The organism is Leeuwenhoekiella sp. LLG6367-2.1 (genome assembly GCF_045055775.1).
Taxonomy (GTDB): domain Bacteria; phylum Bacteroidota; class Bacteroidia; order Flavobacteriales; family Flavobacteriaceae; genus Leeuwenhoekiella; species Leeuwenhoekiella aequorea.
Genome location: NZ_CP159331.1, coordinates 1 through 15,727, shown reverse-complemented (window position 1 = coordinate 15,727; position 15,727 = coordinate 1). Strand labels below are relative to the sequence as shown.

General features: G+C 35.1%; 14 protein-coding genes. 4 read left to right on the top strand and 10 right to left on the bottom strand.

Annotation, left to right across the window (positions count from 1 at the left end; genetic code table 11):
* Window positions 1-5 precede the first annotated feature (5 nt).
* From ABVM53_RS00070 to ABVM53_RS00040, 7 genes are all read right to left on the bottom strand, one after another.
* On the bottom strand, window positions 6-815 hold the full coding sequence (locus ABVM53_RS00070) for a DUF4249 family protein (RefSeq protein WP_405328008.1): 810 nt from the start codon (window positions 813-815) through the stop codon (window positions 6-8).
* A complete protein-coding gene (locus ABVM53_RS00065) occupies window positions 815-3,181 on the bottom strand; it encodes a TonB-dependent receptor (RefSeq protein WP_405328006.1) in 2,367 nt (788 codons plus the stop codon). Before ABVM53_RS00065 ends, ABVM53_RS00070 begins: the two co-directional genes overlap by 1 nt.
* Before the next feature lie 137 nt (window positions 3,182-3,318).
* Window positions 3,319-5,544 carry an NADP-dependent isocitrate dehydrogenase gene (locus ABVM53_RS00060; protein WP_405328003.1) on the bottom strand — a complete coding sequence of 742 codons (2,226 nt, stop codon included), beginning with the start codon at window positions 5,542-5,544 and terminating at the stop codon, window positions 3,319-3,321.
* A gap of 618 nt (window positions 5,545-6,162) precedes the next feature.
* A complete protein-coding gene (gene rplS, locus ABVM53_RS00055; RefSeq protein ID WP_128756750.1) occupies window positions 6,163-6,513 on the bottom strand; it encodes a 50S ribosomal protein L19 in 351 nt (116 codons plus the stop codon).
* 132 nt (window positions 6,514-6,645) lie between these two features.
* On the bottom strand, window positions 6,646-7,323 hold the full coding sequence (gene trmD, locus ABVM53_RS00050) for a tRNA (guanosine(37)-N1)-methyltransferase TrmD (RefSeq protein ID WP_405327996.1): 678 nt from the start codon (window positions 7,321-7,323) through the stop codon (window positions 6,646-6,648).
* Window positions 7,324-7,374: 51 nt separating this feature from the next.
* Entirely contained in the window at window positions 7,375-7,986 is a 612-nt protein-coding gene (locus ABVM53_RS00045) for a hypothetical protein (protein WP_405327993.1), read from the bottom strand.
* A 235-nt stretch (window positions 7,987-8,221) separates the two neighbouring features.
* Window positions 8,222-9,619, bottom strand: a complete 1,398-nt coding sequence (locus tag ABVM53_RS00040) for a trypsin-like peptidase domain-containing protein (RefSeq protein WP_128756753.1) — start codon at window positions 9,617-9,619, stop codon at window positions 8,222-8,224.
* A gap of 132 nt (window positions 9,620-9,751) precedes the next feature.
* Here ABVM53_RS00040 and dapF point away from each other — a divergent pair, with 132 nt between their 5' ends.
* From dapF to ABVM53_RS00020, 4 genes are all read left to right on the top strand, one after another.
* A complete protein-coding gene (gene dapF / locus ABVM53_RS00035) occupies window positions 9,752-10,528 on the top strand; it encodes a diaminopimelate epimerase (protein ID WP_405327990.1) in 777 nt (258 codons plus the stop codon).
* On the top strand, window positions 10,516-11,046 hold the full coding sequence (locus ABVM53_RS00030; RefSeq protein WP_405327987.1) for a GNAT family N-acetyltransferase: 531 nt from the start codon (window positions 10,516-10,518) through the stop codon (window positions 11,044-11,046). The genes dapF and ABVM53_RS00030 overlap by 13 nt, the downstream gene beginning before the upstream one ends.
* Window positions 11,047-11,048: 2 nt before the next feature.
* The gene (gene mltG / locus ABVM53_RS00025; RefSeq protein ID WP_405327984.1) at window positions 11,049-12,092 is read left to right on the top strand and encodes an endolytic transglycosylase MltG; all 1,044 of its coding nucleotides are present in this window, start codon (window positions 11,049-11,051) and stop codon (window positions 12,090-12,092) included.
* Between the two features lie 231 nt (window positions 12,093-12,323).
* Window positions 12,324-12,986 (top strand): peptidoglycan-binding protein LysM, encoded by a 663-nt coding sequence (locus ABVM53_RS00020; protein WP_128756757.1) that lies wholly within the window; start codon window positions 12,324-12,326, stop codon window positions 12,984-12,986.
* Window positions 12,987-13,034: 48 nt separating this feature from the next.
* On the opposite strand, the gene ABVM53_RS00015 is transcribed toward ABVM53_RS00020, so the two are convergent.
* The 3 genes from ABVM53_RS00015 to dnaA all read right to left on the bottom strand — a co-directional run bounded on the left by ABVM53_RS00015 (window position 13,035) and on the right by dnaA (window position 15,727).
* Window positions 13,035-13,754, bottom strand: a complete 720-nt coding sequence (locus tag ABVM53_RS00015; protein WP_371456785.1) for an SAM-dependent methyltransferase — start codon at window positions 13,752-13,754, stop codon at window positions 13,035-13,037.
* A gap of 9 nt (window positions 13,755-13,763) precedes the next feature.
* A complete protein-coding gene (locus ABVM53_RS00010) occupies window positions 13,764-14,225 on the bottom strand; it encodes a low molecular weight protein-tyrosine-phosphatase (RefSeq protein ID WP_405327980.1) in 462 nt (153 codons plus the stop codon).
* A 71-nt stretch (window positions 14,226-14,296) separates the two neighbouring features.
* A complete protein-coding gene (dnaA, locus tag ABVM53_RS00005) occupies window positions 14,297-15,727 on the bottom strand; it encodes a chromosomal replication initiator protein DnaA (protein ID WP_128756760.1) in 1,431 nt (476 codons plus the stop codon).

The window sequence follows — 15,727 nt, the reverse complement described above, 5'->3', positions numbered from 1 at the left end:
CAAAGTTATTCAATTATTAATTGGTTTGTATAAACTTCACCAATTGCAAAGTACCCAAGTGGATAATTAGCTTCATTGGTTTCATTTGTGACATTTCCTCGCACTTCGGTGGGAGGGGCGGCAAAAGGATTACCAGAGCCGGTACCAGATTGATTTATGACAATACTCATATAATCAAAAAATGGTTTTGTTATACCTATAAGTTCTATATTAAGCGTGTCTTGCGGCTCTAAATCTTCATAAAAATAGGAAAAGGAAAAACGCTGATCTTTATAAAAAGTATCTTCACTGGTAAGGTATTCACCTTGATCCAGATCAAAAAGATAATAATTATCCTGATTGGGTGTATCGGTATATGTGACAATCACTTCTGTTTCATCGCCAGAAAATAAACTTCCATCTCCTTGCTCAAGAGATTCTATAGGTACGGCTGTAATGTACTTAGCGGTAGCTGTGTAAATCTCATCATTATAATACACACGAAGAGTCATTAAATCTTGATCAATTTGATCTCGCGGAATCATCGCACTATAAAAACCATTGCCATTGGATGTAAGTGTATACATTTCTGATGCGCTATCAAGAGTGACTAATGCATCGTCAATAGTAGGAATAGTAGATTCAAAAAAACCTGTTGTTAAACTAAGCCTTAGTGAGGCTTCTACAAATGTCGTATTTGCCTTGGGAATACGCATTAGGGCATCTACAACAAGTCGTTCTTCAGTTTGTGGCAAATCAACATCTATGGTTTCCTGGCAGCTAATAATAAGCAGCAGGAAAGCACTAGCCAATAAGAATTTTGATATGGTTTGCATTAAAATTTAAAATTATAAGTTACTGAAGGTAATATCCCGAATATCGAAGTCTTTACAGCTTCATTAACTCCGGTATCTTCATTTTGTCTAAAATTTATCGATGCAGCATTCATACGGTTGTACACATTATAAATACTGAAAACCCATTCTCCTTTAACCCGACGCTCACTATTTTTTGATGGTGTAAGTGTAGCTGAAATATCTAACCGATTATAGGCGGGTAGGCGCTCCTGATTACGCATTCCGTAATTAGAAGTGATTAGATCTTGAAACTGAGACTGACTCACCGGATAATTTGTAGGTTGGCCCGTTTGATAAATGAAATTGGCATTAAAATTCCATTTTTTACTTGCTTTATAATTTATATAAGCGCTTATATCGTGTGTTTTATCATAAGCTGAAGCATACCAATCCCCGTTATTTATACCTAATTCTCCAGGCATTTGTCCAGGTGTTTGTTGCTCACTTCTAGATAAAGTATATGCTAACCATCCTGTGAAGTCACCAGAATTTTTACGTGCTAAAAACTCAAGTCCATACGCACGGGCTTTACCTACCAGTACTTCACCTTCAATTGCATCATTTGCTATAAGTTGCGCGCCGTTGCGATAGTCAAGTCGGTTTTGCACATCTTTATAAAAAGCTTCAGTCTCCAGAGAATAATCTCCGCCTGCGAGTTCTTTAAAATAACCTACAGCATATTGATCTAGTAATTGCGGTTTTAAATAAGGACCGCTCGGAGCATAAACATCTAGTGGAGTAGGGGCGTTAGTATTAGAAATAAGATGTAAGTATTGTGCCATCCTATTATAACTAGCCTTTATTGAGCTTGTGTTGTTTAAAACATAAGATAGCGATGCTCTGGGTTCTAGATTTGTAAATGTTGCCAATGTACCAGTGTTGCGATCTACTTCAGACGGCACTGCTGGTTGGTAAATTTTTAAATTTTCGTCATAAGTCAACGGATTATCATTGAGATATCTATTAAACTCGTCTTGACCCAATCTAGTAAAGTGGCTTACTCGCAAGCCGTATCTTAATGTTAGTTTTTCAGAAATATCGTGTTCTGCCTCTAGATATGCCGAAAATTCATTGGCAAATTTATGAATGAGTTGAGAGGCTACAATTCCAGAATCATCACGATTAGGTTCAATTGTAGCGGGATTAAAGCGGTAATAAATATTATTGAGGCCGTAACTCAATTTCAGTTTGTTACTTATATAATGCTGAAGGTCGTATTTGAGATTAAAATTGCGTATTCCGGAGTCATATTGAAAACCGACAAAATCCAATTCTAATCCATAGTAGTAATCAGAATATATAAGAGATAGATTAGAAAATAATTTATCTGAAAATATATGGTTCCATCTCAAATTTATAGTCGCATTTCCATATATGTTCACAAAGCTTTCACTTACGCTAAACAAATCTCTTCCAAAATAACCGGATAAGTAAAAATTATTAGTATCATCTAATTTGTAATTAAATTTTGCATTCAAATCATAGAAATAAGCTTTGTTATCCAGATCAAACAACGGTAAAAACAAATGCGCATAAGACGCTCTACCGCCTATTAAGAACGCCGATTTATCTTTCTGAATAGGTCCTTCTACTAAAAGTCTGCTTGCTACGGCGCCTATACCACCATTGGCGTGAAACTCTTTACTGTTTCCTTCTTTTTGATAAATATCTAATACCGAAGATACCCGTCCACCATACTTTGCAGGAATACCACCTTTGTATAATTTCAGATCTTTGATGGCATCTGGATTGAATACAGAGAAGAAACCAAATAAATGGGATGAGTTAAAAATAATAGCCTCATCCAGCAAAATTAAATTTTGATCTGCTGCACCGCCTCGCACATTAAAGCCACTAGCGCCTTCCCCAGCACTGGTTACACCGGGCAATAATAAAATTGATTTGATTACATCTGCTTCCCCAAAAGCAACCGGAATTTGTTTTATAGTCGAAGCAGTAAGTGCATTAACGCTCATTTGAGGTTTTCTGATGCTTAGTTTTTCGATGTTCTCTTGGATAATAACTTCGTCTAAAGCTTCGGTTGATTCTTCTAAGCTAAAATTCAGTTTTGTATTTTGAGTAAGGTTTAGTTTTTGAGTAATGGGATCAAAGCCCAAAAAGCTTATTTGAATATCATACGTACCTTCCGGAAGTGTAATAGAGTAGAAGCCATACTCATTAGTAACTGCTCCGGTATTTAATTGAGGAATGAGGATATTAACACCTATAAGGGTTTCATTTGATGATGCTGCAGAAACAATACCACTAAAAGTGTATTTGTTTTGACTTAATCCGGCGTGTGCTATTCCAATGATGAAGAATAGAATGAGATAGTTCTTAATCAATTTTTTATTTCAAAATTAGTTGACTTTACTCTTTAAATCACAAATTGACTCGTAAGATTTCTATGGGTAGTATTTCAAACAAAAAAAATGGGTTTTGAAAGAATTTCAAAACCCATTTTACTGATATAAAAATTCAATTATGAATTTATAATAGCATTAAATGTTGCACTAGGACGCATTGCTTCTGAAGCTTTATTATCATCTGGAAAATAATAGCCGCCAAGGTCAACCGTTTTTCCTTGAGCTTCTAATAATTCAGATAAGATTTTATCTTCATTTGTTTCCAGCTCACTTGCAATCTCTGCAAAATGTACCTGAAGTTCCTTATCCTTGTCTTGAGCTGCTAGAGCCTGAGCCCAGTATAAAGCTAAATAAAAATGACTTCCACGGTTGTCTAACTCGTTTACATTACGTGAAGGAGATCTGTTGTTGTCTAAAAATTTAATAGTTGCTTCATCAAGAGACTCTGCAAGAACAAGTGCTTTTTGATTTCCGTTAGCTTCCGCTTCATGTTCAAGCGAAACTGCTAAGGCAAGAAACTCACCTAACGAATCCCAACGTAAATGACCTTCTTCTACAAATTGCTGAACGTGTTTAGGAGCAGATCCACCGGCACCGGTTTCAAAAAGACCTCCACCATTCATAAGAGGAACAATTGAAAGCATTTTTGCACTCGTTCCTACTTCTAGAATAGGAAATAAATCTGTATTGTAATCACGCAATACATTTCCGGTTACCGAAATTGTATCCTCGCCAGCTTTCATTCTTTTAAGCGTAAAATGTGTTGCTTTCTCAGGAGACATAATTTGAATGTCTAAACCTTCAGTATCGTGATCTTGTAAGTAAAGCTTAACCTTTGAAATTAATTCTGAATCGTGAGCGCGATTTTCATCTAACCAAAATAGGGTAGGAGTACCGGTAGCTCTTGCACGGTTTACAGCTAATTTAACCCAATCTTGAATAGGAGCATCTTTTGTCTGGCACATTCTCCAGATATCACCTGCTTCAACGTTATGTGATAACAGGACATTACCTGATGCATCAATTACATCAACTTTACCATCAAGTGGAATTTCAAAAGTCTTGTCGTGAGATCCATACTCTTCAGCCTTTTGAGCCATTAGACCTATATTAGGTACAGTTCCCATTGTTTTAGGATCAAAGGCACCGTGCTCCTTACAGAAATCTATAGTTTCCTGGTATATGCCAGCATAACTGCTATCTGGTATTACAGCTTTAGTATCTTGAGAATTCCCTGCAGAATTCCACATTTGACCGCTGTTTCTTATCATTGCGGGCATAGAAGCATCAATGATAATATCACTAGGAACGTGAAGGTTGGTAATGCCTTTATCTGAATTAACCATAGCAAGATCTGCGCGGTTTTCTAGCGTATCAGCAATTGCTTGCTCAATCTCCTGACTTTTAGCTTCAGGTAATTTTTTAATATCGCTTAGTAAAGCTGCTAGTCCGTTTTTAGCATCTGCACCTACTGACTTTAATTCTTCTCCGTATTTTTCAAAAACCTCTTTAAAGTAAACGCGTAATGCATGACCAAAAATGATAGGGTCTGAAACCTTCATCATTGTTGCTTTTAAGTGAACAGACAGCAAAATGTTTTTTGCTTTAGCATCTTCAATTTGTTCGCTTAAGAAAGATAGTAATGATTTTTTACTCATCACCGTAGCGTCTATAACCTCTCCAGATTTAAGCGCTAAATTGCTTTTTAGATTTGTTGTGGTTCCGCTGGCGTCAGTATGAACGATTGTAACTTCGGTTGCATCAGAAAGAGTAAGTGATTTCTCGTTAGATTTAAAATCTCCTGAAGACATTGTTGCAACATGAGATTTGCTATTACTACTCCAGGCACCCATACTATGTGGGTTTTTCTTTGCGTATTCTTTAACCGGTTTAGGTGCACGTCTATCTGAATTTCCTTCACGCAATACTGGATTCACTGCACTACCTAATACTTTAGCAAAACGTTGTTTTAGCTCTTTTTGTTCTTCTGTAGTAGTTTCCTCCGGGTAATTAGGAACTGCAAATCCTTTTGCCTGCAATTCTTTAATAACCTCAGTAAGTTGAGGAATAGAAGCACTTATGTTAGGTAACTTAATAATATTTGCATCTGCACTTTTAGCAAGATCTCCAAGAACAGCAAGCGCATCTTCAACTTTTTGATCCTCGTTAAGATAATCTGGAAATGCAGCCAGTAATCGTGCTGCTAATGAAATGTCTTTAACTTCTAATTCGATATTTGCAGCTTTGGCAAATTTTCTGATTATCGGTAAAAGAGAATGAGTAGCTAAAGCCGGTGCTTCGTCTGTTTTTGTGTATGCTATTGTAGACGTTTTGGTTGACATAGAAAGTTTTATTTTTAAATCTTGGTTTTAGGATCACTTCATTTTCCAAGGAGATAATCCAGTATAAATTATATAAAATCTAAAATTGATTTTACTATTTTTTTCAGTTTGCAAATATAGAATTTTAAAGCACATTTTAACACCTAAATTGTTGTTAATGCTATTGATGTAAGGTGTGTAATAGCGCATAACTACGCGATAGCAATAAAAAAGCTCTATTAAGATTTAATAATCTTAATAGAGCTTCAAATGGCTTGATTTTTTACCGGTGAACCCTTTAAGTTCTTTAGTAAGAATATTAGTACTTACACCGTAAATCAATACATAGGGATTAGTCATTTAACCCCGATCCTCTACATTTATGAAATTTTAAAATTCTGAACACGTGTTGTGCTTCATAACTGTACAGGCAACAAATAATACTTTTCAGAATAAATAAAAGTATTACTAAACTTTTGATATACTAATTTACTAAATTATTTGAAAACGATATAGTTTTTTCAACTATTTAGTTTTAAACATCTTATAAATAAAGCTTATTAACTTTTGTTAATAAGCTTAAACATAAAAAATGCCTCTATTTCTAGAGGCATCTTAAATACTATACGTAATAAAGAATTATTTTCTAACTTCTTTAATTCTAGCTTTCTTACCAGTAAGACCTCTAAAGTAATAGATACGAGATCTACGTACTTTACCTTGTTTGTTAACTTCAATTTTTTGAAGAGCAGGTAGGTTTATTGGGAATATACGTTCTACACCTACAGTACCAGACATTTTTCTGATTGTAAATGTACGTGTTGCACCTGTACCGCGTACCTGTATAACAACACCTCTAAAGAACTGAGTACGTTTCTTTTCACCTTCACGAATTTCGTAATAAACAGTGATAGTGTCTCCAGCACCAAATTCTGGGAATTCTTTTTTCTCTACAAATTCGTTTTGTACAAAACTGATTAAATCTTCCATTTTTGAGATTTTTTAAATTTTATAAAAGCAACATTCACGTATATCGCCAGAGGTTATTCTTAACAGGCTGCAAATTTAGGATTATTTTTAAATCTAACAATCCATTAATTTTATTTTTTTTACAAATAGTACTTAATCTTTTAAAAGATCGGGTCTGCGCTTAAGTGTGTGTTTGTAAGCTTGTTCTTCTCGCCAACTTTCTATTTTTGGCGTATTCCCAGAAGTTAAAATTTCGGGGACTTTCCATCCTTTGTATTCAGCAGGTCGTGTGTAAACCGGTGGCGCAAGTAAATTGTCTTGAAAAGAATCTGTTAATGCCGATGTTTCATTACCCAAAACACCGGGTATAAGCCGTATTACAGCATCACATAAAATTAATGCTCCTAATTCGCCACCACTAAGTACATAATCTCCTATAGAAATTTCACGGGTTATAAAATGATCTCTTACACGCTGATCTACACCTTTGTAATGACCACATAATATGATTACATTATTAAGTAAAGACACTTGATTTGCGATACTTTGATTTAAAGTCTCGCCATCTGGAGTCATATATATGATCTCATCATAGTCGCGCTCTTCTTTAAGTGCAGATATACACTTATCGATAGGCTCTACCATCATAACCATACCGGCTCCACCACCAAATTGATAATCATCAATTTGCTTGTAGGAACTATCTGTATAATCTCTCAAATTGTGAAAATGTACTTCGACAAGCCCTTTAGATATTGACCGTTGCATAATAGAGGCTTCAAACGGACTCTTTAGAAGATCAGGGACAACAGTGATAATATCTATGCGCATTTTAGGAAAATAACTTAATGAATAAACACAATTTGTGAATCACCAAAAGTACTATTTTTTAGGGCTTTTGAGTGCTTTATTGCGTTCGTCCTGAAGCATACGACCCATTTTTTGCTCTTTTTCTAAAGCTTTTTTACGGTATTCATCGTATTCGATTTCAGTTTCATTTAATTTTTTCTGCGCTTCCTGCGTATGTGCATTACTACCTTTATACTTGTAGATAAATAAAACCAGTCCTAATGCTAATACCCCAACAATAGCCCACATCATAGTCATATAGCCTACTTTACTCATTGGTATCCCAAAAAAGTTAATTGAGTCTTTCTCATCTATAGTCGAAGAAAGGGTATTCTTAGTTTCAGCTAACGAATCATTTAATTCTTTGACAGATGATTGTTTAGAATCTATTTCTTGCTGAAGGGTGCTTATTGTTTGTTTTAAACTTGATATACTATCAACAGTATTTTGCTGAAGTTTTAAATATAAGTTCTTCTTGATATTTTTGTACTCTTCCCAGCTGTTTGAGTTCTCAAATAAATCTGTAAACTGCTGGTTAATTGTATTGATTTTAGGCTCTTCACTAGGTACATTATCTACTTCCTGAGCACTCAATCCTGTGAGTGTAAATAATGCAATTATGAGGCTAATTTTAAATGTATTCATTTCTGGTTTGACGTTTTTCTGTTTCTGGGAAAACGAGATGCTTTCCGTATTAGTATAATTAGTACGCAAAAATAATCAATTCCCTTTCTAATGATCTATTTGTCATAATTAAATCATTATAATTTCAACTCCTAAAATTTAGCATTTATTCCTGCTTAGTTTTTCAGACTTCATGTAAAGTATAGTGCAAAAAAAAGCCCTTCTAATTGAAGGGCTTTTTTAATTCAGGAAAATTTTATTGAAAAATAATCTGCTTTTTTTCTCCGCCTTTGCTTGCAAAGCTTATGCTTATAGGCTCGTTAGAGGCTTTAGACGAAACAATTCGTTTAACATCATCTACAGATTTTACTTTTTGATCATCAATGGCAGTTATAACGATGCCACTAAGGTCATATCTTTTTAATTGATCATTTGTCGCTTGTGCTATTACAACTCCATTCTGGGCTCCATAATCTTTTAGAAGTTCTTTTGAAATCTCACGAACTTCAAGACCTGGCTTTTCAATAATATAAGAGGAGTATTTAAGTAACTTAACAGAAGTGGTTTTTTTATCATCTCCTCGTATATAAGTTACTTCAACCACATCGTTTGGCCGTTTTGATCCCAAATAACCAGACAGATCAGCAAATTTTCTTATAGCTACATTATCAATATTGACAATTACATCCCCTTTTTTTAGTCCGGCTTTTTCAGCTCCTCCTTCAGGTTCAACAGAATCGATATAAAAACCTTCAACGGCATCAATATCATATTCCTTTGCATAGTTAGAATTCATGCTACCTCCAGAAACTCCAAGAATACCACGTTGTACATCGCCGTATTCCATAATATCCTCAACAATCTTACGCGCATTATTAGAAGGTACAGCGAATGCATAGCCTACATAACTTCCAGTCTGCGAAGTAATCGCGGTGTTAATACCTATTAATTCTCCATTGATATTTACGAGGGCGCCACCGCTATTTCCCGGATTAATCGCCGCATCTGTCTGAATAAACGATTGGTTATTTCCATCAAGTTCATTAAAATCACGAGCTTTTGCTGAAATAATCCCAGCTGTAACGGTACTGGTAAGATTAAACGGATTTCCTACCGCTAGAGCCCATTCACCAATACGTACATTATCTGAATTTCCAAAAGGCAGATAGGGTAATTCACCATCTGAGTCGATTTTAATAAGTGCGATATCTGCTTTTGGATCAGTACCTACTACTTCAGCTTTATAAGTACGGTTATCATTTAAAGAAACTTCAAGTTCTGTGGCACCATCAATAACATGATTATTAGTAACGATATATCCATCTGCAGAAATAATTACACCGCTGCCGGCACCAACTAATCCTTTTCTAATTTCCCCACCTCCATAAAATAGATCCTGTAAACTACGAGGTTGTCTCGATACCTGCACATTCTTGACGTGTACCACTGCGTGCACGGTACGATCTGCCGCTTCGGTAAAATCGGCATTTGTACTAGTAATAGGAGTACCATTAAAACTAACGGGACTAAATTTTGATTCTGAAGCTAAAGTTGTGATCTCACTTCCAGTCTCTTCCTCTAGGAATTTATACGCTCCAAGAGTAATACCACCACCTAAGATGGCAACAAACAATAGGCTTGCAAATTTTTTCATAAATAGTTTTCTTTTTATATAACAAATTAAATACGACCGTCAATAATGGGTGTTGCAGTATTTAACTAGTCTTTAACAAGCATTAGAATTCTTGCTTTATGTATTTTTGCCTGCTTATTCAAAATACTTAAAATGGCATTATCATTTTATAAATACCAAGGAACTGGCAACGATTTTGTAATTATTGACAATCGGCAGCATGTGTTTTCCAAAAATAATACCAAACTTATTAAAGCCATGTGTGACCGTAAATTTGGCATAGGAGCAGATGGTTTAATGCTTCTTGAGAATCACGATACGCTAGATTTTACAATGGTTTATTTTAACGCAGATGGCAATCCAAGTACCATGTGTGGTAATGGCGGTCGCTGCCTGGTGGCATTTGCAAAAGAATTAGGCGTAATATCAGAAACAACAACTTTTGAAGCGGTAGATGGTATTCATGAGGCTGTAATCAAAGATGATTTAGTACATCTCAAAATGCAGGATGTTGAGAATATAAAAAATAACGATTCGTATTTATTTCTAGATACAGGATCGCCACATCATGTTACTTGGGTTCATGATATAGAATCATACGATGTAAAGAAAGAAGGTGCAGCGATACGATATAGTGATTTATATGGTAAATCTGGAAGTAATATCAATTTTGTAGAGAAAACATCTTCAGGTTACAAAATGCGTACTTATGAACGTGGTGTAGAAGATGAGACTTTGAGTTGTGGTACGGGAGCCACGGCAGTTGCTCTTGCAATACATAAGCTTGGAAAAACAAATGAATCTAAAATTGCACTGCAAGTAGCTGGTGGAGACCTTGAAGTACAATTTGAAGCGATCGAAGAAGGGTATAAAAATATATTTCTTATAGGTCCCGCTAAACAAGTTTTTACAGGAGTATGGCCCATATAACGCTAACCGGTGATCTGGTCTATCTTAGAGCTCTTGAACCTGAAGATTTAGATCTCGTTTTTAAGATTGAGAATGATGAAAATCTTTGGGAGCTTACATCTACGATCACTCCATTTTCACGATTTTTACTTAAGCAATATCTTAAAAATTCGCATCGCGATATTTTTGAAGTCAAGCAATTACGCTTGGTTATTTGCAAAATAGATACGTGTGAACCTATAGGGATGATCGATCTATTTGATTTTGAGCCCAAGCACAGTAGGGCAGGTCTGGGTATTCTCATTTTTGATAATAAAGAACGCAGAAAGGGTTATGGGGCAGAGGCTCTAGAATTAATTATTAAATATAGTTTTACCGTCTTAGAGCTTCATCAATTATATGCTAATATCTTAGAGTCAAATTCAGGAAGTATTAATTTGTTTGAAAATCAAGGATTCATACCCATAGGTCTTAAAAAAGATTGGGTACGCATAGCAGGCAAGTTTCAAAATGAGTATTTATACCAACTAATAAAATAAAAATGTATATAAAACGAATTATCGCCGCTACGGCAATTATTGGATTGATAATAGCAGGTTTTTTCGCCTATACGATCTACGGAAAGTTTTTGACGCCTAATACTGCTTTCAATAATGAAGAAGCTCATGTTTATATACCTACAAATGCATCTTATCAAGATGTTCAAGAGGAGTTAGAGCCTCTTTTGAAGGATAAGACTTCCTTTGATGAAGTGGCTCAGCGTAAAGGATATATAGGAAATATAAAGGCGGGACATTTTATTATTAAAAAAGGAAGTAATAATAATGATATTGTGAATGCCATACGCAGCGGTAATATTCCTATTAAGATCTCATTTAATAATCAAGAACGATTAGAGGATCTTGCGGGTAGAATTGCACAACAACTAGAGGCAGACAGTACATCTTTAATGAAAGCATTTAAAGACACGCAATTTCTCGAAACTAATGGGTTTACTGAAGAAACTGCTTTAAGTATGTATTTGCCAAACACCTATGAATTTTATTGGAATACAGATGCAGTAGGTTATCGGGATAAAATGCTTACGGAGTATAAAAGATTTTGGACTGAAGATCGATTGGCAAAAGCCGAAAAACAAAATTTAACGCCTGCAGAGGTGTATACTCTGGCATCTATAGTGCAAAAGGAGACCGCAAAAAATGATGAGCGTCCGCGTGTAGCAGGTGTTTATCTAAATAGATTGCACAATAACTGGACTTTAGATGCAGATCCCACTGTAATCTATGCCGTGAAAAAAGAATCTAATGATTTTGATCGTGTAATTAAGCGTGTTTTATACAAAGATTTAGAGACAGATTCTCCATACAATACCTATAAATATGCGGGTTTACCTCCCGGACCTATTTTTATGCCAGACCTTTCTGCGATTAATGCAGTATTAAATCCTGAAAGTCATGAATACTATTTCTTTGTTGCTAACGTTTCTAAACCCGGATATCATTTGTTTGCAAAAACAATAGGTCAGCATAATGCAAATAGAAAGCAATATATAGACTGGATTAATAATCAGGGAATTAACAGATAACTGATATATGTTAAAATTTTGATTTATATGCAATGGAAGCTGCAAAATTTGTTAAAAACGGTAGCTAAATGAGTAAATGAAGATTAAAAGTAACGAATAATAACGAAAACTTTAATTTTATAAAAAGCTTAACCATTTCATTATCAGCAACTTAATTAAAAGTTGTATATTTGCCGAGTAATATAGACAGGTATATAAGTAGCGTTTGACTACCAGTCTGAAAAATTATTTATGACAAGAAACATAGTAAAATTAGCAGCGCTCCCTTCTGTATTTGGTCTTGTAGCACTAAGTATGTCTATAAAAGATACAGAAATGCCTCTTGACAACTCTACTGATGGTTTAGAACTTTTTTATACAGTTCCTCAGGCAGACGAGTTAGATTCTTCTACTATTTTTGATGAAACAAAAAATTCAAGTTTAGCGACCACCGGCAAATCATTTACCGGTTTTAAAGAAGCCTTAGGGTTTAAAGAGTCACAAAATGATTACAAACGTATAAACCAGTTTGGATATTTAGGTAAGTATCAATTTGGTAGAAGCACGTTACTTTTATTAGGTATTTCAGATACTGACGCATTTTTAGAAAACCCAGTTTTGCAGGAAAAAGCATTTGTAGCAAATGCTTCGCGTAACAAATGGGTTTTACGCAAAGACATTAAGCGTTTTAGCGGTAAAAAAATGAACGGTATTACGATTACAGAATCAGGGATTTTAGCAGCCGCTCATCTGGCAGGACCTGGAAGCGTAAAAAACTATTTACGTTCTGGAGGTGCAGATGGATTTAAGGATGCATTTGGTACTTCGGTACACAGTTACCTTAAGAAATTTGGCGGTTATGATATCTCTTTTATCGAAGCAAATAAAAATGCTAAGGTAGATTTAGAAAGTTAAATAGAAACTAAATTTAAAAAAAAAACGACCTCAAAGAGGTCGTTTTTTTTATGCGTGAATTATAAATAATGCGGGTCTTTTGTGTAGATCAGGTTGCTTAGTTTTCCACATAGATATCGGTTTAGTGACTATAAACTCTGTGGGTAGGGTTATATCACAAGCTATACAAAGTCTGGTCGATGCATTTAATGAATTACAGAGCTCTTCAATAAGTTTGTTATTTCGATAAGGTGTTTCAATAAACAATTGAGACTGATTATAATCTCTTGATATGTTTTCTAATCTCTTCAATTCTTGACGTTTTTCTTTCTGGTCAATGGGTAAATAGCCATTAAAAGCAAAATTTTGTCCGTTCATACCACTACTCATCATTGCCATTAGAATGGAAGAAGGACCTACAAGAGGAACAACCTGAATCCCTTTTTCATGAGCCAGACGCACAATGTCTGCGCCAGGATCTGCAATACCCGGCACCCCGGCCTCAGACATTAAACCTATAGATATACCCTTAAGGCAGGCATCTAGAAAAGTGGGTATTTCTGTAATATCTGTATGTTTATTTAGAGCGTGCAATCTAAGACTTGGTTGCGATTTGTCATTGCAAAGCTGTTTGATAAATCTACGTGCGGTTTTTTCATTTTCAACAATAAACTCATCAAGTTCATAAACAATTTTCTGCACCATACCAGGCATTACTTCTAATGGAGCCGTTTCACCTAAAGTGGTAGGGATCAAATAAAGTTTTCCAAATGTTGAATTTATATGCATAAGTCGTAGTTATATCTTAGTCATTCGTTCTGCGATTTTTGAAGTTGCCTCATCGAGCATTTCAAAAACAGAATCAAAGCCTCTCAAACTGTCGTTATAAGGATCAGGAACATCTACTTTTTCGCCAGGAAATAACTCGTCTAGAATGAGTTTCACTTTAGCTTTATCAGCTTCTGAGCGTGCTAGATTCTGTACATCCTCGTGATTGTAAATATCCATAACGAATATGTGATCATACGCATCAAAATGTGCAGTTTTGAATTGCATACCACGTTGATCTGTAATATCAATTCCATTTTTTTGAGCAACAGCTATACTTCTTGAGTCTGGCAAACTACCAATATGCCAAGAACCGGTACCGGCAGAATTTACTTGAAATTTTGTGGGATCCAGTTTAGATTTTAATAATCCTTCAGCCAAGGGAGATCTGCAGATATTTCCTAAGCAGACCATAAGAATATGTGTTTTCATTTCAAGAATTTTTAAAATAAGAAGTTAATCTTGATGAAAAGAATTGTAAAAAAAAGGTCTGAACAAGAGACTTACATCGTAAGTTTCTTGTTCAAATCTTCTACATATTTTCTAAACTGTTTATCTGTTGCAGATAAATTATCTACAGTCTTACAAGCGTGTAATACCGTTGCGTGATCTCTTTTTCCTATTTGAGATCCTATACTTGCTAAAGAAGCCTTAGTAAGTTTTTTTGCAAAAAACATAGCTAGCTGACGGGCTTGAACAATATGTCTTTTTCTAGTTTTAGATTGTAATGTATCTACATCCATTTGAAAATAGTCGCTTACTACTTTCTGGATATATTCAATAGAAACCTCGCGCTTAGTATGCTTCACATAGTTGTCAACAATACGTTTTGCAAGCTCTAGATTAATTTCTTTTCGGTTGAACGAAGAATGAGCAATTAAGGATATGATAGCTCCTTCTAGTTCTCTAATATTAGTTTTGATATTATTTGCTAAAAACTCCACAATATCTTCTGGCATTTCGACACCATCTTGATACAGTTTATTTTTAATAATAGAAACGCGTGTTTCAAATCCCGGTTGCTGCAATTCTGCAGAAAGACCCCATTTAAAACGAGATAATAAACGCTGTTCTATATCCTGCATATCTACAGGAGCTTTATCACTTGTAAGAACGACTTGCTTTCCGTTTTGATGTAAGTGATTGAAGATGTGAAAAAATACATCTTGTGTTCCTGCTTTTCCAGATAATAATTGAATATCATCAACAATTAATACATCTATGACCTGATAGAAATGTATAAAATCGTTACGGTTATTCTTCTTTACAGACTCAATGTATTGCTGCGTAAATTTTTCTGCGGAAATATAAAGAACTGTTTTTTCTGGATATCTATCTTTAATTTGAACACCTATAGCGTGTGCTAAGTGTGTTTTACCTAATCCAACACCACCAAATATTAATAAGGGATTAAAAGACGTGCCTCCAGGCTTGTTGGCAACAGCCATACCTGCAGAACGAGCTAATCTGTTAGAATCTCCCTCCAGAAAATTATCAAAATTATAATTTGGGTTTAATTGAGATTCAATCTGTAAGTTGCGAATTCCAGGTATTATAAACGGATTCTTAAGCTCTGGATTTTTGTTTTTAAAAGGAGCATCAACCTCCTGAGACTTCATCGTAGAAGGTCTGTTTGTACTTGGAATTTTTTCTGTAAAAGGCTGTCTGTTTCCGTAGGTGTTTTCCATACGTATTACATAAACCAGCTTTGCACTTTCCCCAAGCTCTTTTGTAAGCGAAACTTTTAAAAGTTTAACGTAATGCTCTTCTAGCCACTCGTAAAAAAATTTACTAGGAACCTGTATACTTAAAGCATTATCTGTAAGTTTAACCGCCTTAATGGGTTCGAACCAGGTTTTGTAAGCCTGCGGGGTTATATTGTCTTGAATAAATAAGAGACAATTATCCCAAACTGTTTGCGCAGTCATACTCAT